Genomic DNA, 22,028 nt, shown 5'->3' with positions numbered 1-22,028 from the left:
ATTACTTGTCAATATAATTTTCAATGAAAATGAAAACAGTAGCTAACGAACTGTTTTCATTAAAAGGGATCTGATCACATCTAGATAGCCATACTTAGCTAAATGGTACGAATCATTTCCTCATATCTCGTCATAGAAGCTTTAAGTCGTAGCATTGCTTTTGAATGCAGCTGGGAGATTCTTGAGGTAGATAAACCAAGAACATCTGCAATTTCAGTGAGATTCAACTCCTCAAAATAAAATAGCGAGATGACAATCTTTTCTTTTTCAGGAAGCCGATTAATCACTTGAGCTAACGTGTCCTTAATGAATTGCTTATGAATATGGGCCTCCGGAAGCTCTGCCCTTTCATTTAGGATCATATTGACTCTTTCTGTTTGATGATTTTCTTCATCATAGATTGGCTCATCGATTGAACCAAGAGTGGAGAGTGAAGTTTCCACAATCGTCTGATTTACTTCCTCCTCAGTCATGTCCAAAAATTGAGCGACTTCTTTATCAGATACGGATCTCATTTTTTCCTGTTCCAGAATCGCATAGGCTTCTTCAATTTTTCTAGCTCTTTCACGAACAGAACGAGGAAGCCAATCACTTTGTCTCAGTCCATCAATAACGGCTCCCCTTATTCTCCAGCTTGCATAAGTTTCAAACTGTAACCCACGATCCAAATCAAATTTTTTAATCGCGTCAAGAAGACCATTAAACCCAAAGCTCATTAAATCATCTCGGTGAACGGAATGAGGTAGACTAATGGCTAAACGGTGAACCACATATTCAACTAGGGGTAAATATTTTGAAACGATCCTATTTCCTGCTTCAGGATCTCTATCTTCCCTCCACATTCTCCAATTGTCATAATCTTCTTGACTAAATTTCTTTAGAGACAAAGGACTTCACCACCTAATCTTCCTGCTTATTGATGTTTTGAGGCTGTAGGGGCTCAAAATGATCATCATCTGGCGTTTGTAAATTAATTGTTCCACCTTTAAAGCTTTCATCATTCTGAATGCCCGCATTAGCTGCTACTACCTGACCATCACTTGCCTGATTCTCTTCACCAGCATCTATATGCGTTGTTGAGCCTTGCTCAGATGTTTTTACGATCAGACCAATAATGTAAGAAACAGCTAACAAAATACTAAAAGTACTTATAAAAACAATAGCAGAACGCAACAGAGCTGCCGTTATCACATTGGATTGAATGGATACACCTAAACTAATTAGAGCTACGAACAAACTACCAAGCATAAAAAATGAATTTTTACTCATCTGCTAAACTTCCTTTGTTCCTTGGTTTACAGTACGAATCTTTAAGAGTCCCGTATCTGTATCAATCTCTATCGTACGCCCACAATTCCCTCCAGTATCCTCAACATGGATAGGAATGTGAAACTGATTTAAAATTCGTTTACAGGCCTCAACATTTCTAGGTCCAATTCTCAGAGTATCCGAGTTAACCTGGAAAACGAACATTTGAGCTCCACCAGCTATCTTAGCTATATATCTAGCTTTTTTTCCTCCATGCTGCTCCATCATTTCTAAAAGCTTTGGTATGGCTGTATCGGCGTACTTAGCAAAATTCGTATCACCCTTTTTGGCGATATCTGAAGATGGGAGCATAATATGAGCTAAACCTGCTAGTTTTACAACAGGATCGTACAAACATACGCCTACACAGGAACCTAAGCCAGCTGTTCTTATTTTATTTGGATTTTGAGCTATATTTACATCTGCAATACCGACTGTAACTACTGTGGCAACCTGACTCATAGTGAAAGTCCTAAGGATTCAAATAATTTTTGAAAGCACTCTGGATCTGGAAGCAGAACAAATTGTCCTTTAATCGGAATAACCTTTTCATCTTGAAGCTCCAGAAAGCGTGTATCAATAACTAGTGCTACATCTCCTACTTTTCCAGATTCGATAAATCCATAGCTTAAAAGTGAGCCCACCATATCCATAGCTAAGGCAGGTACTGTAGGCTGTAAATTTAACTTAGTAAAGTCTGCTAAAGCAGAGAGATAGGAGCCGCTTAAAATATTGCCTACCTCCTGTAGGACGGAGGCCTCTAGCTCTGTTAGGATTAAGTCCTCATCCGAATTTTCATTATTTCTACGAAGAACATTATCGACAATTGTTTTCGCTGCTTCTGTGTCAAAAAAGAAGTACATGCTCCCTGTGATGTCCCCTTCTATTCGTAGAAAGATACAGGTGACAATTTGTTCAGCGCCTCCCACGTATTCAGTTATCTCATCAAAGCTTAGAATACGAACATAAGGAACCTTCATATCGATGGTCTTTTCAGTTAAATTAGCAAGTGCTGTTGCTGCATTCCCTGAACCAATGTTGCCAATTTCCTTTAATACATCAAGCTGCTCTTCTTTCATTTGCTCCCAGGATTTCATTTTTAGGCCTCAATCTTCTTGATTTGTCTCATCTCTTCTGGATTCAATACCTTATCTAAATTTAGAAGAATCAGCAATCGGTCATCCAGCTTGGCTACACCTCTTAGGTAATCAGCTTCAATTCCTCCTACTACTTCTGGAGGAGGCTCAATCTCACTCACAGGGATGTCAATAACATCATTGGCTGCGTCCACAATGAGACCTACCTCCATATCATTGATTGCAACAATAATCATTCTAGTGCTATCTGTATACTCTTCTTCTTCAATCTCAAAACGGCTACGAAGATTAATAATCGGTGTGACAACACCTCTTAGGTTAATAACCCCCTTTACAAAAGCTGGAGTTTTAGGAACCTTTGTAATATGCTGAATGCGTTCAATGGATCGAACCTGCTGCACCTCAACACCATACTCTTCATCCTTCAACCGGAATACAATGACCTTCATTTCATTAAGCATTTGTTTTGCCTCAAGCATTCCCTTCACTCCCCTTATTTAATTAAAGTGTTACAATCAATAATTAGTGCAACCTTACCATCACCAAGAATCGTAGCTCCTGATATCGCGAATACATTCGTTAAATATTTCCCTAGTGATTTTAGAACAACCTCCTGTTGACCGATAAAGGAGTCTACGATTAATCCAGCCATTTTGTCTCCTTTACGGACAATCACTACGGATACTACCTCATCCTCTTCATTTTCTTGCTCTAATTCAAATACTTCTTTAATAGAAACAAGTGGAACAACCTTACCTCTAAAATCAATAACCTTTTGCCTATGTGCTGATAGAATTTGACTCCGCTTAAACACGGCTGTTTCAATAATCGATGTTAATGGTATCGCATAATTTTCTTCCTCAACCTCTACAAGCATAGCTGAAATAATAGATAAGGTTAGTGGAAGTTGAATAGAAAACGTTGTTCCTTTCCCTAACTGAGATTCAATGGATACAGAACCACCTAGAGATTCTATTTTATTCTTAACAACATCTAAACCTACCCCGCGACCAGAAATATCAGAGATTTTTTCTGCCGTACTAAAGCCTGAAGAGAAGATCAGCTGATAGACCTCTTGATCAGACATTTCCCTCCCTCGTTCCAGAGAGATAATGTTATTCTGCAAGGCTTTTTTTAGAACAGCCTCTCTATTAATTCCATTTCCATCATCTACGATTTGGATGATGACATGATTACCACTATGAAGGGCTTTAAGCTGAATAGTTCCTGTTTCAGGTTTCCCAGCTTTACGTCGTTCTTCTGCCGTTTCAAGACCATGGTCTAGAGCGTTTCTTAATAAGTGAACTAACGGATCACCTATTTCGTCAATAACCGTACGATCTAGTTCAGTTTCAGCTCCTGAAATTTGCAAGTCTACCGATTTATTCAGTTCTTTAGCAAGACTTCTGATCATCCTTGGGAAGCGATTAAATACTTGTTCAATTGGAACCATTCTCATGTTTAGAATTAAACCTTGTAAATCACCGCTAATACGGCTCATATGCTCAACCGTTTCTTGTAATTCATTGTTGTGTAAATCGCGTGAAATTTGCTCTAATCGTCCTCTATCAATCACAAGCTCACTAAATAGATTCATCAGTACATCTAAGCGGTCGATGCTCACACGAATCGTTTTGTTTACATTCCTACTTGCAGCATTTGATTGATCCGCATCTGAAGTAGCTTCATTTTGTACAGTTTGTTCCACCGTAGCATTAGCAACTGGTGGCGGCTGTACTTGAGTTGATTCTGTTTGCACCACAGGCTGTGTATCTTCAGTTGCTGGATTACTTTGCTGAAAGAACTCTAACTCTAACTGTTGTACATTGGCCTCTTCAATCTCAGATACTCTCAGAATTACTTGCTGTAAGTGATCCGCAGATTCAGTTGATACGTATATTAGATCAAACGAAGTATCAAACTTCTCTTCTTCAATCTCTTCAACTGAAGGGTTAGACTTAATCACTTCTCCACTCTTGTCTAGCAAGTCAAAAACCATATACGCTCTAGCAGCTTTTAACACACATTCTTGGCGGATAACGACTTGAATGTGATAGATGTGATAACCTGATTCACGTGATTGACTAAGCACCGTCAATTCAAAATCATCAAGCTCAAGCCCAGTAAGCTCCTGTGTTTGTACTGGAACAGCAGTAGCTACAGCTACCTCTGCCTTTGCGATACTAATAGCTGAAGAATTAGTCTCGAACTCCTTCGGGTCATACTTACCTGACACGATAGCAGCTAATTTAGCCACAATATCTGTGACATCAAGCTTACCGTCACCCTTTTCAATAATAGAAGTAACCATACTTTCAAGTGCGTCAACACTCTGGAAGATCACATCGATTACAGGTGTAGTGACAACCAGCTTGTGCTGACGAATTAGATCTAACACATTCTCCATTTCATGAGTAAGAGCTGCTAAATCCTCAAAGCCCATTGTTGCCGCCATACCCTTTAACGTATGAGCAGAGCGGAAGATCTCATTAACAATACTGATATCCTCCGGTGTTTTTTCAAATACAAGCAGGTTATCATTGATTGCTTGCAGGTGTTCCCTAGCCTCATCAATAAACATATCTAAGTACTGATTCATGTCCATCTGTATTGGACACCTCCTAATGAATTAACCATCTCTCAATGGCTAGGTGTATTTCATGCAAAGGAAGAACTTCATTCGACAGCTGTGCTTCAACCACAGCCCTAGGCATACCGTAAACGATACAAGTAGACTCATCCTCTGCCAAAGTGTAAACTGTTTTAGCTTCAGCAAGACTTTTTAATCCTTCTGTGCCATCCTTCCCCATACCAGTCATAACAACGGTCAATAGTGGTATATCCTGTTTTATACTTATAGCTGACTGAAAAAGGGTATTAACACTAGGACGATGCCCATTTACAGGTGGCTCTTGATTTAGTTCTATGGTGATGGGCTGGTTTTTGGCTTGCTGAGATAAAATCATATGATACCCTCCAGGAGCAATATAAATATGTCCTGGCCTAACAACCTCTCCATGCAAACCTTCCCTTACCGTATGATCCGTTTGTTGATCTAAACGATTAGCCAAGGATTTTGTGAATCCTGGTGGCATATGCTGAACAATTAAGATTGCAACATTCTCTAATTTTGGTAGGTATGATAGCAATTGGTGTAATGCTTTTGGCCCTCCTGTTGATGTACCAATTAAAATGATTGAAGATAATGAAGCCTGATTCCCCATCCTTGTTCTCTGAGTTGATTGCTGTATTGGACTAGTGTGAACGACTGGTTTTGATACCAGTGTTTTTCTTACAGTTGGTGACTTTGTTGCACGCTGCTCTAGTTTCTGCTTATTTCTTTGGTGTGAGCTATAAGCGAGCTTAACCTTCTCCTTCAACTCATCCTGTACCTTATGTAAATCCAGCGATATGGGTCCAGACGGTTTAGAGATAAAGTCAAACGCACCATGCTCTAGAGCAATCAAAGTATTTTCAGCTCCAGCTGTCGTAGTGCTACTAAGCATAATCACTGGGAGCTTAAACTCCGTTTGAATCCTCTTTAATGTTTCAAGACCGTCTAGCTCTGGCATTTCTACATCCAATGTGATCACATCTGGAGCTAGAGCTTCAAGTTTTTTTAAGGCATCCTTTCCATTTCTGGCTGTCCCAATTACTTCGAGTTCTTGATCAGAATCAATCATGTCACTAATGACTTTTCTCATAAAAGCTGAGTCATCCACTACTAAAACCTTTATTTTCGACATTGCTGACCCCTTTCTAGGATGATAGCCCTCTAGATGATAGTAAAGACGGTGATGTGATCAGGTTATCCTCCTATTTTAGAACGGCTTTTTAGAAACTTTGTTAAAAAGCTTTTTATTCCACCCTGATTCTCAATAGGGAGATCCAAATAAGCTCTTGCAAGATTACTTAAAGCGACAGAAGCATCGGTGGAAGGAAATTGAATCAGAAAAGGTTTTTGTTTTTTTACAGCCTTCATCACATTTGGATCGTCCGGAATGTAACCTAACACCCCTATCTCCTGATTAAGAAACCTTCTTGTTACAAGCTTTAGCTTCTGGCCCGTCTCTCTACCTTCCTTATGAGAGGAGCAACGATTAATAACTAGCCTAATATTTGGCTTTTGTTGTTGTGTGTAAACCATTTTCAAGACCGCATATGCGTCAGTAATCGCTGTAGGCTCTGGTGTAGTTACCACAATGACATCGTCTGCTGCAAGAATAAATCGCAGAGACTCATTAGAGAGACCAGCTCCAGTGTCCAAGATGATGTAATCAACCTGCCCATGAAGATGAGATAGTTCCTCAAATAGTCTGTCAATTTTTTGCTGTTCCAGATGTATTAAATGATTAAACCCTGAACCTCCAGCAATGAATTTAAGTCCCTCTGGTCCTTCTTCAATGATGTCTGTAATCGGAAGATCCTGCTCAATCATATGCAACATGTTTCTCCTAGGTGGAATACCTAAGAGGACATCGATGTTAGCTAAGCCTAGGTCAACATCAAAGATTAGTACCTTTTTCTGTTGTCGAAGTAGTGCAAGGGCAAAGTTTAGAGAAAAGTTTGATTTTCCAACTCCACCTTTACCGCTACAGACCGTAATAACCTTAGTTTTTCGTGGCTCAAGCTCCTTACTCTGCTGCTGGAGTTGCAAAAGCTGTTTACGCAGCTGTTCAGCTTGATCCTTCATGAGTGTGTTCCCCCAGCAATAAATTTACGATTGTTTCTTCGTCAGCATGGATAAGGTCAGCAGGAACGTTTTGGCCATTTGTCATAAAAGCTAATGGTGTTGAGTACTGATGTAACAGATTAATGATCGGTCCATAAGACTGTGTTTCATCCATCTTTGTTAAAATAAGACCATTAAGCTCGATTTGTTTAAATTGTTCCATAATCGCCACCATGTCTGGATACTTGGATGTCAGGCTCAAAACAATATGAACCTGCATATCATCTCTCCCATTCAAGAGTAGCTCCCTCAGTTCAGCTATATACTCCTGTTGCTTATAATTACGACCAGCGGTATCCATGAGAATAACATCACATTCCCTTAAGCTTGTTAAAGCGTCTTGAAGGTCATCTGGTGAGAAAACAACCTCTAATGGGATTTGCATAATGTTCGCATACGTTTTTAATTGCTCCACTGCTGCAATGCGATACGTATCAGAAGTAATAAAGCCAACCTTCTTTTTTTCATTAAACATAATATTGGCAGCAAGCTTTGCTATGGTTGTTGTTTTTCCTACTCCAGTTGGTCCTACAAAGCATTGCACCCTCTGTTGTTTCTCTTCAGTTACAGGTACACGCCCTACATTTCGACGAACAACCTTAGTAACATACTCTTTAGCAGCCATTAGTACTGCCTCTTTAGATAAGATGTCGTTCTTATCTGGTGCTGTTCCAAGAACATAACTTAGGAGATCAGCGTGTAATTCTGGCAAAAGCTCCTGAGCCCTTAATAGACTATCTAATTCCTTCAATCCTTCAGGTAAAGGAGTATCTTGATTTGATATCAAGCTAGACATGACCTTTTTCATCTGTTTGAGCTCTTGCAGAAGCTCCCCTTGATCCGAAAAAGCAAGACTATTTTTATCTTGAGTAGGCTGCTTTTTCGGTACTTGCTCCTGATCTTTGTAGGCATCACTTAGATGGATTGAACGATCAGACATCGGTGTGGGCTTATCTGTTTGTAAATAACTCTGCTGCCTATCAAAGCTTTTGCTAATTCCGTTATAAGTGCCTTTAGACTGTTGAGGGCTAACAGACTGTTGGCGGTTAGTAGAGTTAGACTTTTCTTGATCAACGGCTGCAATAACCTCAATCTGCTGTTTGCCAAAGAGTCCAAGCCATCCTCCGGTCTTCACCTTTTTCGTGTTCAATATGATCGCATTATTTCCCAGCTCACTTCTTATTTGTTGCATCGCATCAGGCATTGAATTTACAATAAATTTTTTAACCTTCATTATACATTCACCACCCCTATGCTTTGCACTTCTACTTCTGGTTCAAGCTCATTGTATGAAAGAATTGGCAGATCAAACATGTATCTCTCTAAAAACTGCCTTAGGTACATCCTAATTGCCGGTGAAGTAAGCAAAATAGGCTGAGTGCCTGTCTGCTGAACCTTCTGAACCTGTTCTAGCACCTGCTGGTAGATTTTTTGTGTAGATTCCGGATCTAAAGCAACATAATTTCCCTGCTCCGTTTGCTGAATAGAATCCGCTAATCTCTTTTCAAGGCTAGCGCCAGCTGTAATGACTTTCAGTGGCTCACCTGCTTGTGCAAATTGTAAAGTGATTTGTCTGGAAAGATTCTGGCGCACATATTCAGTTAGCACATCAGTATCCTTCGATGATTGTGCATAATCGGCAAGTGTCTCAAGAATAACAGTTAGATTTCGTATGGAAACCTTTTCCTTTAATAGCTTGATTAACACCTTCTGAACCTCTCCTATAGATAACAAGCTTGGAATAAGCTCTTCAATCAAGGCAGGTGCCGTTTCCTTAACATGATCAATTAACGATTTTACTTCCTGTCTGCCTAACAGCTCGTGAGCATGTCTGCGAATCACTTCTGTCAGATGAGTTGAAACAACAGAAGGAGGATCAACGACTGTATAGCCTGACAGTTCTGCTAAGTCCTTCATCTCTTCATTCACCCATAATGCTGGTAAACCAAACGCAGGTTCAGTCGTTTCAATTCCCTCTATGGAAGGATCATCAACTCCTGGACTCATCGCTAGATAATGGTCTAATAATAGATCACCTCTTGCCACCTGGTTCCCCTTAATCTTAATCACATATTCATTCGGCTGAAGCTGGATATTATCCCGAATTCTAATGACAGGAACAACCACTCCTAGTTCTAAAGCACACTGCCGCCTGATCATGATTACTCGATCCAATAAATCTCCACCCTGGTTGGCGTCTGCTAATGGAATCAAGCCGTAGCCAAACTCAAATTCAATTGGATCAACATGTAAGAGGTTCATTACACTCTCAGGACTGCGTACCTCTTCAAGCTGCTGTTCTTCCTCTGCAGCAAAGGATTCCTCTTCAGTCCGATTCAGATTCTTCTGCATCTGATATCCTCCAACGGCAACAAGACCAGCAATAGCAAACGGAACCATTGGATTAATTGTAGGGAGAAAGCCGAACATCGCTACAAAAGCAGCCACAATATAAAGCAACTTAGGATAGGCAAAAATCTGTTTAGTAATATCCGTCCCTAGGTTTCCATCTGAAGCAGCTCTTGTTACGATAATCCCCATAGCTGTAGAAATTAATAAGGCAGGAATCTGGCTGACTAATCCATCACCGATGGAAAGAATCGTGAATACTTCAATAGATTCACCCATGGATAAGTTATGTACTGTCATCCCTACAGCAAAACCACCAAGAATATTAATGATCGTAATAACAATCGCTGCTATAGCGTCCCCTTTTACGAATTTACTTGCTCCATCCATAGCTCCGTAAAAATCAGACTCTTTTTCAATTTTGGTTCTTCTCTCTCGTGCTTCCTTATCTGAAATCAACCCTGAATTCAAATCAGCATCAATACTCATTTGTTTTCCAGGCATCGCGTCAAGTGTAAAACGAGCTGATACTTCAGCGACACGCTCAGCACCTTTTGTAATAACAATAAATTGGACTATGACTAAGATTAAAAAGACGATAAAACCAATAATGGCACTACCACTTACCACAAATTGTCCAAACGTTTCTACCATTTGACCTGCAGTTTTATTCGTTAAAATAGAACGAGTGGTTGAAACACTTAAAGCAATTCGAAATAGGGTAGTTAATAGTAGCAACGCAGGAAAGATTGAAAATTGCAGAGCTTCCTTCGTATTCATGGCTACTAGAATAATCGTTAATGCAATGGCTAGATTAAAGATAATTAATATATCAAGTAATATAGTTGGAAGAGGGATAACCATCATAAGGACAATCATGATGACAGCTATTAATATGATGTAATCTCTAAATACCACAAGTTTTCCCTCCTACTAGGTCATCAATCTCTTGATTACACTTTGCCTTTAATGCGATATACATACGCTAACACCTCTGCTACTGCTTTATATAGCTCTTCAGGTACACTTTCCCCAATCTCTACCTGCTGATATAAAGCACGAGCTAATGGCTTGTTTTCCATTGTCACTATACTATGCTTGCCAGCAACCTCTCTTATTTTAAATGCGAGATAGTCAACACCCTTTGCTATGACCACAGGAGCTTCCATTTCCTCCTGATCATATTGAATAGCAATAGCGTAGTGCGTTGGGTTTGTAATAATAACATCAGCCTTCGGAACTTCCTGCATCATTCGACGCATAGCCATCTGACGCTGTCTTTCTTTAATCTTGGATTTAATTAGAGGATCACCCTCCGACTTTTTGTGTTCATCTTTAATGTCTTGCTTGGACATCCTGATATTCTTTTCAAAGTCATATTTTTGATAAAGATAATCTAGCATGGCAATAAAAATGAGTATGACAGCCACAGTCAAGCCTATTTGGACAGTAAGCCCACCGATATACGAAAGAGCATTTCCTACGCTTTTCTGTGACAAGAGCATAATGTCATCTCGTCTGCTCCACAATATACCGAAAACTACCACGGCGATTAAAGAGATTTTGAAAATTGATTTGCAAAACTCTACTAATGCTCTTGCAGAAAATATTCGTTTGAACCCTTTAATAGGGTCAATTCTCTCCAGCTTCATTTTTAATGGATCTGTAGCGACCAAAAACCCTACTTGAATATAATTTGCAAACACTCCAGCTGTCATGGAAACTAGCATAATTGGGGCTACTGCTTTGGCTGCTTCTAAGGACAATTCCTGGAACACTTTCGCGATATTTGTTTCACTGAAGTCCCATTGAACAAATTCTATAATCGTATGTCTGAATATTCCCAGCAAGATTTCTCCTAGCCAGCCTCCAAGAAACAAAAGAGCCAGAAATACACAAAGCATAATTAGAGCTGACGCAACCTCTGCACTTTTTGCAACCTGCCCTTTTTTCCTTTGTTCTTGCCGTTTCTTTGGAGTTGCTTTTTCTGTTTTTTCCTGTGCAAAGTATTGTAAATTAATTGGTCTGTATTGACTCATCTCTTTAGCCCCCAAAAAGCTGCAAGAGCTGTCCCATCGTTTCAATCATTTTCGTTAGAACGGATTGCAACAGATAAAAAAACATGCCTAGTGTTAGGAAAATCATCAAAAAGCCAACAAATATCTTCAAAGGAATACCGACTACAAAAACATTCAGCTGTGGAACAGTTCTTGCTATAAGCCCCATTGCTACGTCTACCAAAAATAATGATCCTACAATCGGAATGGCAATTTGAAAAGCGATTAAATAGATGCTGACAAACAGCTCTGTGATAAATAACGCCACCGATTCAGAGCCAATTGAAATAAACATATTTTCAACAGGAACCATCTGATAGCTTCGAATAACTCCGTCTATAAGTAGATGATGACCATTAACAGAAAGTAAAAATAGTAATGAAAAAACATATTTGAAGTTACCTATGATTGGAACCTGTGCTCCTGTTTGTGGATCTACTACGTTAGCGATAGCAAAGCCCATTTGAAAATCAATGAAGCCTCCAGCAATTTGTAACGTATAAAGCAATAATGCCGCCACAAAACCTAAAGCAAGACCAACAACAGCCTCTTTAACAATTAAAACAATAAAAGCAGCGTCAACCTGAATTTCAACATCAGTTGCTACTGTTGAAAAAGCAACCAAAGCTGAAAAAAAACCTAATCCTACCTTAAATGCTGTTGGTAGGGTCCTAAACGAAAATACAGGAGCTGCTAGAAAAAATGCAGTCATCCTTACAAAGAAAAGCAGAAATACTGAGAGTTGCTCTAACCAAGTCTCTATCATCTCTCAAGCTTACCCTATAATATTAGAAATATTTTCGTATAGGTTGGTTGTGAAGTTAATCAATGTACTCAACATCCAAGGTCCGAAAAAGACCAATGAAAGCAACACAGCAACGATTTTTGGAACAAACGCAAGTGTTTGCTCCTGAATCTGAGTTGTAGCCTGGAATATACTCACTAGTAAACCCACACTTAGTGCAAGAATAAGCATTGGTCCAGCTACTAGTAAAATCGTGTATACGGATTGTTCAGCTAAATTAATAACCATATTTGGTGACATATTTGCTTTCTCCCTTATGATCTAGTTAAAAACTTAGAAGTAGTGATTGTACGACTAAATGCCATCCATCAACTAAAACAAACAATAATATTTTGAATGGTAATGAGATCATAACAGGTGGAAGCATCATCATTCCCATCGCCATTAAGGTACTTGCTACAATCATATCTATCACTAGAAACGGCACAAAGATCATAAATCCGATTTGAAAGGCTGTCTTTAGCTCACTAATGATAAAGGCTGGGACAAGCATAGTCAGAGGAATTTCCTCTATTGAACTTGGTCGTTCAGCTTGATTGTATTTCATGAATAAGGCAAGATCCTTGTCACGTGTGTGCTTTGCCATAAATTGCTTCAGAGGAATGGTTGCTGCATCTAAAGCCTCTTGCTGTGTAAGCTCTTCAGCTAGATAAGGCTGTAGAGCTGTCTCATTAATTTCAGCGAACACGGGTGACATGACGAAAAAGGTTAAAAATAAAGCCAAGGCAATCAGCACCTGATTAGGGGGCATCGTTTGAGTAGCTAATGATGTACGTACAAACGATAGCACCACAACAATCCGAGTAAAGCTCGTCATCATAATTAAGATGGCTGGTGCTAAAGAAAGAATGGTTAGCAGAAGTAAAAGCTGTAAAGTGACAGCAACATCACCAGGCTCTGAAGAACCTCCAATATTCAAATCAATTCCAGGTATTAATAGGTTAGCTGGGGTTGCGAATATCAATTCTGTCACTTAATTCTACCTTCTCTTTGCTCTGTATTCATTGAATCTAGCTTTCTCTCTGCTACTAGCTGACTGTCTTTCTGCTGATTAATACTTTGTTTAAATAAATCCTGAAAGGAATAGCTTGGAGTGTCTGTTTGATTCTCCTTCTTCCTCCAAGGTAATGAGGTCATGAAACGCGTATTTAATGCGTTATCCTGTTCAGCAATTTGCTGTAGAATAAGCTCTTTTTCAGGACCATCTTTAATTTCTTTAATGAGCTGAATTTGATCAGCAACACCAATGACATAGAGCTCTTGTCCAATCTGCACAAGCTGCAAGCTCTTGTTTTGACCTAATACCAACCCACCAAGATTTTGGAAGACCCCGTTACTTTGCATTTTCCGCTGCCTAATAGATAGAAAGCGAACCAGGGCATAAATTAGGATGATGACAATAATAAGGTAAAAAATAAAAGTAGCAATTAATTTAATAGGATGATCGGACTGTCCTTCAACTAAAGCATTGCTAGATTCTGGGTCAGAAGAGGAAGAATCATTTACTCCATCTGTACTTTCCTGTTCACCCTCAAGATTTTGCTCATTGTTGTACATCTCTTCCACGGTTTGAGCGAATGATATATGGGGTAGACTACATAAGCAAATAATGACAATAACCTGCCAAACCCTTCGATGTCTTAGAAAAATACTTGTCATGCTGTACACCCTTTCCTCCATATATCCATGGACACTCTCTAAAAAAGTCGCTCTATTAGCTTAAAGTTTTACTAACTGCTTCAATAACACGATCTGCTTGGAACGGTTTAACGATAAAATCCTTAGCTCCAGCTTGAATAGCGTCAATAACCATGGCCTGTTGACCCATCGCAGAGCACATGATAATTTTTGAATCCGGATTTAACTTTCTAATTTCCTTTAAGGCTGTAATACCATCCATCTCAGGCATAGTAATATCCATTGTCACTAAGTCTGGATTTAACTCTTTGTATTTCTCAATAGCTTGTACACCATCGCTAGCTTCGCCCACAACCTCAAAACCATTTTTAGATAAAATTTCTTTAATCATCATTCTCATAAACGCTGCATCATCTACTATTAAAATTTTTGACACCGTATGTTCCTCCTTATGAATCTATTATTTATTGAAGTTTTTGAATGCGATCAATCTGACTTAATATATCTGTAACACGAACTCCAAAGTTTTCTTCAATAACAACCACTTCACCCTTAGCAATCAGCTTATTATTCACGAGGATATCCACTGGCTCTCCAGCTAACTTATCTAGTTCTATGATTGAACCTGGAGAGAGTTCGAGGATTTCTTTAATAAGCTTTTTAGTGCGTCCGAGCTCTACGGTGACCTGTAAAGGTATATCCATAAGTAGATTCAGGTTATGTATATCCCCATGGGCTGCACTATTTTGCTCAAAGCTAGCAAATTGGACAGGTTGTACGTTAGCTGCCCTACTTGTCACGTTTTGTGACTGAGCTGGCACTGATGGCTGACTTGAGTAATTAATCTCTTGATGTGGAACCTGTACTTCAGCAGCTGGTTGATAGCTGGATGATGTAGGCTCAGGAGCGATTTCCTCTTGAATCTCCTCAGAGAATTCTTGAGCCTCAGGATTCATGAGCAAATCAATCATCTCCTTAGCAAATGATACAGGGATAAGCTGCATGATATTAGAATCAATAAGCTCTCCTACCTTAATTCTAAATGACACTTTTATTAGGATATCCTCTTGTACCATTGAAACTTGTTGTTCATCCACACTTGGATCAAACATATCAACTCCTGGTGGGGAGATATCAATCTTTTTGTTAAAGATGGTTGACATTGATGTTGCAGCTGTGCCCATCATTTGATTCATTGCCTCTTGAACGGCACTGATGTGCATACTAGACATATCATGATTTGGAGAAGTACCATCTCCTCCTAGCATTAAATCCGCAATAATGGCTGCATCATCTGTTTTCATAACAAGTAAATTTACACCCTCGAATCCATCTGTATAATTCACATGGACAGCAACATGAGGCATTGGAAACTCATCTGCTAGTGATTCCTTCTTTACGATGGTTAGCTTCGGTGTAGTAATATCAACCTTTTGGCTAAGTAGGGTAGATAAAGCAGTTGAAGCCGTGCCAAACGTTATATTTCCGATTTCTCCTAACGCGTCTTGCTCCAATGCAGTGATATAATTCACGACACTTAGCTCTTCATCAGCTTGGTCATCTCCGCCTTGCTTCAATAGTGCGTCAATTTCGTCCTGCGAAAGCATGTCACTCGTCATCGTTATTCCTCCTCCTCGCTTATTTTTTCCGTAACCTGCACAGCAACCCTCCCTTTATATGTACCTGGTTGTGCAAGAAACTTTGGTTTATGACCAACCTTTATACATAATTGATCACCAATTGACTCATTTAATCGAATAACGTCCCCTTTGGTTAATTGAGTAAATTCTTGGACGTTTATCGTTGAGTGACCCAATTCAGCGATAACAGGAAGCTTTGTCTTTCTCACTCTTTTTTCTAGCTCTTCTTTTTCCTGAGGTTCCCTAATCTTTTTCTGCGTAGAAAGCCAGTAGTGAGCAGATAGCTTAGGAATAATTGGCTCTAGAGTTACATGAGGCATACAGAAGTTTATCATTCCTGTAGACTCACCGATTTTAGTACTTAATGAAACAACAGCTACCGTTTCGTTTGGTGATACAATCTGCATAAACTGTGGATTTATCTCCAACACGTCTAGCTCTACATTAAGGTCTAATACAGATTTCCAGGCTTCCTCAAAGGATTGTAAAGCTCTTATAAACATACGCTCCATAACCGTTGTTTCAATTTCTGTTAAGCTTGAAATGTTGTTTAGACCATTCCCTTGACCGCCTAGCATTCGATCCAGCATCGCAAAAGCAATATTCGGATTAACCTCCATAACCATTCTTCCTTCTAGAGGATCAGCGTTAAATACGTTTAAAATAGTCATTTTAGGAATGGAGCGAATAAATTCGTCATAGGGTAATTGATCAACAGAAGCAACAGTAATTTGAACAAAGGTTCTAAGCTGCGCAGAAAAATAAGTCGTTAGTAGCCTAGCATAATTCTCATATATTCGAGTTATACTTCGGATCTGATCCTTTGAGAAACGGAGGGCTCTTTTAAAATCATAGACTTTGACCTTCTTCTCTGTTTCTTCTTTCTTTAGTTCCTCAGCATCCATCTCTCCTGTGGATAAAGCTGATAAAAGAGCATCAATCTCTCCTTGTGATAATACCTCTGGCAAATAACTCACCTCCTTTATGAAATGATCTAGATGTTCCTAATCAGTAACTGTAGAACTTTACACTGTGAACTACTGGATTTTTAGATCAATTGTACGGACACCAATGACTCTTCCTAATTGCATAACCTCATTAAATCCTTCAATGAGCAACTCCTCTAGTAGCTGTATACCTTCTTCACCTTGAAGTTCTTCAGGAGAAAGGCTAGAAAGAGTTGAGATGATAATGGATTGAGCTTGAGCCGCTCTTTTTTCAAATTCCTCTTTGGACTTCTTACTATCCATTAAGACGTTAAACTTCACAATAATAAAATTGTTTGTCTTTAGATTAGTTGTAATTTCCTCTGTCTGCACACTCTGTGCAAGGAATTGATCTGCACTTAGGCGATTCTCATCAACAATGACCTCCCTCTGGCCACTCACTGTTGTTTGCCATAACACAACAGCTACTGCTCCTAGAAGGGCAATACCAATTAAAATGATTAGAGACATATTAAACAGTTTATTCGTCATGATTATTCACCTCTTTCATCACTTGAAAAAGATTAATTTTTTGATAGAACTCTGTTACCAAGCTATTAATCTCCTCAATACTCTCACGAACAATGAATTTTTTATCATTCGTTAAGGTGATTACAGAATCTGGAGTAGCTTCAATTCTTTCAATAAACAAAGCATTTAGTATAAATGTTTCTTTGTTAAGCTTGGTCACTTTAATCATTGTAGATGTTAGGGCTGGGAGAAGGCTCTCCCAGCCTTACCTCCTATCGCTTAAGATTAACAACCTCTTGTAGAATTTCATCGGATGTTGTGATAATACGAGAGTTGGATTGGAATCCACGCTGAGCGATAATCATTTCAGTAAATTCCTCTGTTAAATCAACGTTAGACATTTCTAACATACCTGCGATAATTCTAACGTTTCTTCCTTCAGCATCTTCAATCGTTGTCGGCTCTAATTCTTCTGAGTGGGCGTTAGCAGTTATTTCATATAATGAACCACCAACTTTTCTTAGACCGCCAGGATTCTGAACAAAGCCTAGAACAAGAGTATCAATAACCTCAGGTTCACCTTCTTCGTTATAGCCAATCACATCACCATTGGCAGCAATTTCGTACTGCATATAATCTTCCATGTCAATTTGGATAGGTCCACCTGTACCCTGTACGTAATATCCACTAGATGTAACTAAATATCCTAATGCGTCACGAGTAAAGTTTCCAGCCCTTGTTAGGTATTGCATCTCCTCATTTCCTGGGGGGCTTACTAGAAAGAAGCCATCTCCTTCAATCATTAAATCGTTTGGCACACCAGTAGTCATCGGAGATCCAGGAGTGTGAATCACATCAATAGCTCCAATTTGGGAACCTAGTCCTACTTGCCTTGGATTGATTCCTCCTCTTTCTCCATCCTCAGGAGCTGTTGCCCCAGCCATGTTTTGACTTAAAACGTCCTGAAAAACAACCCTACTCTTTTTGAAGCCTACAGTGTTAACATTAGCAATGTTATTACCAATTACATCAAGCTTCACTTGGAAGTTTTTCATTCCAGAAACACCAGAATATAATGAACGTAACATCTTGTTTCCCCTCTCATACTCAAAATAAAATGTCTACTATTTGCATGGCGTTGCTTCGATCATTCAGCAACACACGGCCTCCTTAAAGGTCCAGCCGTCTTATCCTAAAAGTCTTTTACAGTAATACAGCGCTATCGATATTAGTAACCATTTGATCCTGTAATTCGTCTCTTTCCATCGCTGTAATAACGGTTTGGTTTTTGACGCTCACTACAAATGCATGATTATCGATGAGAAACAGTGATTCCTTAGCACCTTTAGTTTGAGCCTTACTTACTCCTTGATTAATCTTTTGAATTAAGTCTTGATTCATCTCAATTCCTCGCTCTTCCATTCGAGTACGTGCATGCTGACTAAATTTTACGTCCGAATGGATTAAAGTCTGCTGTAATTGAAGCTCAAATGCGGTTTTAAATTGCCCTTTATTTACTTTTTGCTGCTGGAGCGGTTTATGGATAGGATGAGCGTTTATCTGATAAGAATGTCCAGCCTTAATTGCTTTCATCTGTATCTCCACGTACATCTTCAATTTTATAAATGCTATCCAGTGGAATTCTTGCCCCACTCTCTAGTTCTATCGATAGCATACCGTCTTTCATCGAAATTCCTTTAACAATTCCTTCTCCATCAATCTCAAGCCCATCTGCATCCTCTTTATAGGACACCTTTTGACCAATAAGATGAGAATACTGCACAATGGCGGTACTAATATTAAAATCAATGAAACCCTTCATGTATTGATTCAAGTTAGTCATCTGCTCCAAGCTACTGAACTGAGCCATCTGAGCGATGAATTCTCTATCCTGTAAAGGCTCTAGTGGATCCTGGTGCTGAAGCTGTGCTAGTAAAAGCTTGAGAAAAGCATCCTGTCCTAGCTGACTGCTTTCATGAAAGTCTTTCGTGTTTTTATAATAATCACTATTAAACACCGAAGAAGGAGTTGAATTTGTATTCATCGTATAAAATCCACTCATACGCTCTCTCCTTTCTTGCATTTTCAATTACCGGAAATATTACGCTCTAAAATCAATACCTTGTTGCTCTACTTCATCCGTTTCTAGCATCTCACCGAAGGATTGTTCATCATCCTGATAGCTAGATTTTTGTTTGGATTGATTATGCTGCTGAGCAAAGCTTTGGCTTTCTCTTTGGTCGGGCAGAGATTGCTGCTGTGATTGCTGCTGGGTAATCTCAATTCGATCCACCTGGACTCCCTGTTGCTGAAGAGAAATTCGCAATTGACCAACGGAAAGCTCTAAGGCATCCTTCGCCATCTGACTGCTTACCAGAAACTGAGCCATCACTTTTCCTTCAACGGTAGTTAAGCGAATATCTAAATGACCTAGATGTTCAGGCGTTAATTTCAACCTAATTTGGTTTCCTTCTAGACCCGCCTTAAGCTGAATTTGCTGCTTTAAAACTTTTTGAACATCTTCAATTAAATGGCTGAATCTTACCGTTTGCTGCTGTTCTGCTTCAGCAGATTTGGTCACTGTAACAGACTCCATTCCTCTTGCTTGTAGCGCTTGGATAGCTGTATCCTGCTGAGTATTGATAATTTGAGTTGCCTGACTATGGCCTTGACCAGTCTCCTGAGCAACAGGAACCGGGGCTATTGTCTGTTTTGCTTGAGCTTCTGATGCTTCTTTTAGAATAGATGCTGGTACAAAGTTAGGAGCTTTGATCAACTTATCAGCATGGATCGCATAATCATTTATGGTCGATGCCACCTGGGAAATTTTCTCTTTTAGGCCATGTAAAACAGCTGGCTGATTATTCATCTGTTCTACCACCTGCTGAACTTGTTGAACTTGTACCGGGCTCAATTGAGCTTGATGAGTTGAACTCCCCTGCTGTTGCTGTTGTACTAAGCTTTGTAAAAGGCTATTCCACTTTGTTAATGCGGCTACAAGCTGTTGACCATCCTTTGAATCGGCTAACGGCTGCGCATTGATAGCTTCAAGAAAGCCTTGTGGTAGCAGTAAAAATTGATGATACAACTGATCCACAAAATCCTGATTCAGTTCAATTGATTCTTCATCCATTTGAGTCTCAGGAAATGATTCTAACAGCTCCGAAAGCTTAAGCAAATAATCACTTAATGCCTGTGTAGCTTCGTCATCACTGCCTTGTCCTAAGCTCAATTCAAAGACTGGCAGCTGAACCATGGATTTGTTTTCTTCCTCCTGAAGAGCGGCAAGCTCAAGTAGACCAAGCATTTTTTCTAAAAGACCTTCAATGCTTTCCTCTTGTCCTGTCTCAGCGGTTAGTGCAGAAAATAGCTGAGAAAACAATCCTGAAGAGCTGGTATTTTTTTCTGATGTACCTACAACACCACTAGCCAGCGCGCTTTCAACGGCAGAGCTTGTTGAAAAGAAACTTTGAGCAATATTCATATGTTTCACCTCCTTTCAAATCGGGTATATCATTAATCAGTATTACTTGAAGCTGTAGTACTTGAAGCTGTACTGTTTGCATTCGAATTATTTGCTGGGCTTAGCTTTGTTAGCTCTTTGGTGAATTTTATAGCTACTTCTGGATCCATTTGAGCAAAGATCGTGGATCTACTCTCATCACTCATAATAGCTAAAAAGGTTGTAGCTAAAGCAAAATCAGCGTCTGACCCACTCATCTCTGTAAGCATTTCTACCGCTTGAGCCGTAGGTAGCTGGGACAGCGTGTTAACCATGTTATTGAGTGGAATTCGAGAATCAGTTGCCTCTAAGTTATCGTTCAGCATCCCCATTAAAAGCTTTACTCTTTCCTGCAAAGCAGCCATTTCAGGATCGTCTACTGTATCTAACTCTTGAAGTGTAACGGTTAACTGAGCGGCAAATGCAGGATCAAATCTAGTCAGAATACCTGAGCGCTGCTGAGAATCCATTTCTCTAATAATTAATGCTGCTTCTGTTAAGGTTAAATTTTCTAGGATAGCCGCTGCACGTTTTGCAGACATCCCCCCATAAAGCTGGGCTAATTCCCGAATTTGTTTTGTACGTTCTTTAGCAGAGATTACATTTTGTTCTTCTTGAACAGTCATTTCTTCAATCGTCTGCTCTAGCTCTAAAATTTTCATTTCACGTTGCTGTAAGTCACTTTTGAGTGCAATCAATTCTGTTTGGACACCTTCAAGCTCAGTATCTTTTTGAGCGAGCTCTTCTTCAAGGTTTATCGTCGGCTCTGTTTCTTCAGCTACACCCTCGGTTTCATCATCTTCTGAGTTAAATAGAGCAGATACAACAGGGATGTTTTGAAAGAAGCTCTTTGTAGCATCAATCACGTTATAGCCTAAGAATGTAAAAATAATCCCTACTAAAATTAATGTAAAAAGGGCTGGGACTAGTACAATATAAAACACCCATTGAAGCCTGCCATATGGTTTTTCATTCTCTTCCATTCCATCACCCCTTAGATTCTGAAAGGCGATTAAAGCTTGTACTTGCCATTTCATCTAATTCCTGCTGTTCGATATGTTTTAATCCTTCAAGGTGTTCGTTTTCTTTCTTTTCCCTTAACACCATCCATGTCTTTTCTTCTTTCAACTTTTCTCGCAAAACTTCCTGCTTTTTATCGACATTTTTTTTAGCGAATTCGACTTCTTTTTTTTCAAAGCTCAGCTTCTTTCGCAGAACACTCATATAATTTTCAATTCCCTGTAAATCCTGTACTCTAGTTACAGCCACATACTGCTGTTCAACACGATCTGTAGCTTGTCCGATTTTTTGCTCAAGTTCATTGATTCTGATTTCGGCCTGAGACTGACGCTGAATAGCCTTAGCCATTTGCAGTTGAGCATTCTCTTTTTCCTTTGATTTAACATCTAGTATTCTTTGGTATGGATAATGATAGGTAGACAA

General features: G+C 39.4%; 26 protein-coding genes. All 26 read right to left on the bottom strand.

Going from position 1 to position 22,028, the window contains the following annotated elements; translation table 11 throughout:
- Positions 1–98: 98 nt before the first annotated feature.
- Positions 99–887 (bottom strand): FliA/WhiG family RNA polymerase sigma factor, encoded by a 789-nt coding sequence (locus J2S11_RS02885; protein ID WP_307390680.1) that lies wholly within the window; start codon positions 885–887, stop codon positions 99–101.
- Positions 888–900: 13 nt separating this feature from the next.
- The gene (locus J2S11_RS02880; RefSeq protein WP_307390677.1) at positions 901–1,269 is read right to left on the bottom strand and encodes a hypothetical protein; all 369 of its coding nucleotides are present in this window, start codon (positions 1,267–1,269) and stop codon (positions 901–903) included.
- Positions 1,270–1,272: 3 nt separating this feature from the next.
- The gene (locus tag J2S11_RS02875; RefSeq protein WP_307390674.1) at positions 1,273–1,770 is read right to left on the bottom strand and encodes a chemotaxis protein CheD; all 498 of its coding nucleotides are present in this window, start codon (positions 1,768–1,770) and stop codon (positions 1,273–1,275) included.
- A complete protein-coding gene (locus J2S11_RS02870) occupies positions 1,767–2,405 on the bottom strand; it encodes a chemotaxis protein CheC (protein ID WP_307390671.1) in 639 nt (212 codons plus the stop codon). The genes J2S11_RS02875 and J2S11_RS02870 overlap by 4 nt, the downstream gene beginning before the upstream one ends.
- Before the next feature lie 2 nt (positions 2,406–2,407).
- Positions 2,408–2,884 carry a chemotaxis protein CheW gene (locus J2S11_RS02865; RefSeq protein WP_307390669.1) on the bottom strand — a complete coding sequence of 159 codons (477 nt, stop codon included), beginning with the start codon at positions 2,882–2,884 and terminating at the stop codon, positions 2,408–2,410.
- 14 nt (positions 2,885–2,898) lie between these two features.
- Positions 2,899–5,010 carry a chemotaxis protein CheA gene (locus J2S11_RS02860; RefSeq protein ID WP_307390667.1) on the bottom strand — a complete coding sequence of 704 codons (2,112 nt, stop codon included), beginning with the start codon at positions 5,008–5,010 and terminating at the stop codon, positions 2,899–2,901.
- 16 nt (positions 5,011–5,026) lie between these two features.
- Complete coding sequence (locus tag J2S11_RS02855; protein WP_307390664.1) at positions 5,027–6,151, bottom strand: protein-glutamate methylesterase/protein-glutamine glutaminase; 1,125 nt, start codon at positions 6,149–6,151, stop codon at positions 5,027–5,029.
- Between the two features lie 62 nt (positions 6,152–6,213).
- Positions 6,214–7,098, bottom strand: coding sequence for a MinD/ParA family protein (locus J2S11_RS02850; protein ID WP_307390662.1), 885 nt, complete (start codon positions 7,096–7,098; stop codon positions 6,214–6,216).
- Positions 7,082–8,371 carry a flagellar biosynthesis GTPase FlhF gene (gene flhF, locus J2S11_RS02845; RefSeq protein WP_307390658.1) on the bottom strand — a complete coding sequence of 430 codons (1,290 nt, stop codon included), beginning with the start codon at positions 8,369–8,371 and terminating at the stop codon, positions 7,082–7,084. The genes J2S11_RS02850 and flhF overlap by 17 nt, the downstream gene beginning before the upstream one ends.
- Positions 8,371–10,365: a flagellar biosynthesis protein FlhA gene (gene flhA / locus J2S11_RS02840; RefSeq protein ID WP_472924662.1), complete on the bottom strand. Its 1,995-nt coding sequence runs from the start codon at positions 10,363–10,365 to the stop codon at positions 8,371–8,373. Before flhA ends, flhF begins: the two co-directional genes overlap by 1 nt.
- A gap of 74 nt (positions 10,366–10,439) precedes the next feature.
- Complete coding sequence (gene flhB / locus J2S11_RS02835) at positions 10,440–11,525, bottom strand: flagellar biosynthesis protein FlhB (protein WP_307390651.1); 1,086 nt, start codon at positions 11,523–11,525, stop codon at positions 10,440–10,442.
- A 4-nt stretch (positions 11,526–11,529) separates the two neighbouring features.
- Positions 11,530–12,309, bottom strand: coding sequence for a flagellar biosynthetic protein FliR (gene fliR, locus J2S11_RS02830; RefSeq protein WP_307390649.1), 780 nt, complete (start codon positions 12,307–12,309; stop codon positions 11,530–11,532).
- 9 nt (positions 12,310–12,318) lie between these two features.
- On the bottom strand, positions 12,319–12,588 hold the full coding sequence (fliQ, locus tag J2S11_RS02825; RefSeq protein WP_307390647.1) for a flagellar biosynthesis protein FliQ: 270 nt from the start codon (positions 12,586–12,588) through the stop codon (positions 12,319–12,321).
- Positions 12,589–12,613: 25 nt separating this feature from the next.
- Entirely contained in the window at positions 12,614–13,321 is a 708-nt protein-coding gene (gene fliP / locus J2S11_RS02820) for a flagellar type III secretion system pore protein FliP (protein WP_307390645.1), read from the bottom strand.
- Complete coding sequence (locus tag J2S11_RS02815) at positions 13,318–14,007, bottom strand: flagellar biosynthetic protein FliO (RefSeq protein ID WP_307390643.1); 690 nt, start codon at positions 14,005–14,007, stop codon at positions 13,318–13,320. The genes fliP and J2S11_RS02815 overlap by 4 nt, the downstream gene beginning before the upstream one ends.
- A 55-nt stretch (positions 14,008–14,062) precedes the next feature.
- Positions 14,063–14,422: a response regulator gene (locus J2S11_RS02810; RefSeq protein WP_307390640.1), complete on the bottom strand. Its 360-nt coding sequence runs from the start codon at positions 14,420–14,422 to the stop codon at positions 14,063–14,065.
- A 28-nt stretch (positions 14,423–14,450) separates the two neighbouring features.
- Positions 14,451–15,605: a flagellar motor switch phosphatase FliY gene (fliY, locus tag J2S11_RS02805; RefSeq protein WP_307390637.1), complete on the bottom strand. Its 1,155-nt coding sequence runs from the start codon at positions 15,603–15,605 to the stop codon at positions 14,451–14,453.
- Positions 15,606–15,607: 2 nt separating this feature from the next.
- Complete coding sequence (gene fliM / locus J2S11_RS02800; protein ID WP_307390634.1) at positions 15,608–16,594, bottom strand: flagellar motor switch protein FliM; 987 nt, start codon at positions 16,592–16,594, stop codon at positions 15,608–15,610.
- Between the two features lie 69 nt (positions 16,595–16,663).
- Positions 16,664–17,104 carry a flagellar basal body-associated FliL family protein gene (locus J2S11_RS02795; protein WP_307390630.1) on the bottom strand — a complete coding sequence of 147 codons (441 nt, stop codon included), beginning with the start codon at positions 17,102–17,104 and terminating at the stop codon, positions 16,664–16,666.
- The gene (locus tag J2S11_RS02790) at positions 17,094–17,312 is read right to left on the bottom strand and encodes a flagellar FlbD family protein (protein WP_307390627.1); all 219 of its coding nucleotides are present in this window, start codon (positions 17,310–17,312) and stop codon (positions 17,094–17,096) included. The genes J2S11_RS02795 and J2S11_RS02790 overlap by 11 nt, the downstream gene beginning before the upstream one ends.
- A gap of 43 nt (positions 17,313–17,355) precedes the next feature.
- Complete coding sequence (locus J2S11_RS02785) at positions 17,356–18,171, bottom strand: flagellar hook-basal body complex protein (RefSeq protein WP_307390626.1); 816 nt, start codon at positions 18,169–18,171, stop codon at positions 17,356–17,358.
- Positions 18,172–18,286: 115 nt separating this feature from the next.
- Positions 18,287–18,676, bottom strand: coding sequence for a TIGR02530 family flagellar biosynthesis protein (locus J2S11_RS02780; protein ID WP_307390623.1), 390 nt, complete (start codon positions 18,674–18,676; stop codon positions 18,287–18,289).
- Entirely contained in the window at positions 18,663–19,145 is a 483-nt protein-coding gene (gene flgD, locus J2S11_RS02775; protein WP_307390621.1) for a flagellar hook assembly protein FlgD, read from the bottom strand. Before flgD ends, J2S11_RS02780 begins: the two co-directional genes overlap by 14 nt.
- Before the next feature lie 39 nt (positions 19,146–19,184).
- Entirely contained in the window at positions 19,185–20,567 is a 1,383-nt protein-coding gene (locus J2S11_RS02770) for a flagellar hook-length control protein FliK (protein ID WP_307390618.1), read from the bottom strand.
- Positions 20,568–20,599: 32 nt separating this feature from the next.
- Positions 20,600–21,622 (bottom strand): MotE family protein, encoded by a 1,023-nt coding sequence (locus J2S11_RS02765; RefSeq protein ID WP_307390615.1) that lies wholly within the window; start codon positions 21,620–21,622, stop codon positions 20,600–20,602.
- On the bottom strand, positions 21,573–22,028 hold the full coding sequence (fliJ, locus tag J2S11_RS02760) for a flagellar export protein FliJ (RefSeq protein WP_307390612.1): 456 nt from the start codon (positions 22,026–22,028) through the stop codon (positions 21,573–21,575). Before fliJ ends, J2S11_RS02765 begins: the two co-directional genes overlap by 50 nt.

This window comes from Bacillus horti, from assembly GCF_030813115.1.
GTDB classification, from domain to species: Bacteria; Bacillota; Bacilli; order Caldalkalibacillales; family JCM-10596; genus Bacillus_CH; species Bacillus_CH horti.
Note: the sequence above shows the minus strand (reverse complement) of the source record. Positions and strands in the feature narration are given on the sequence as shown.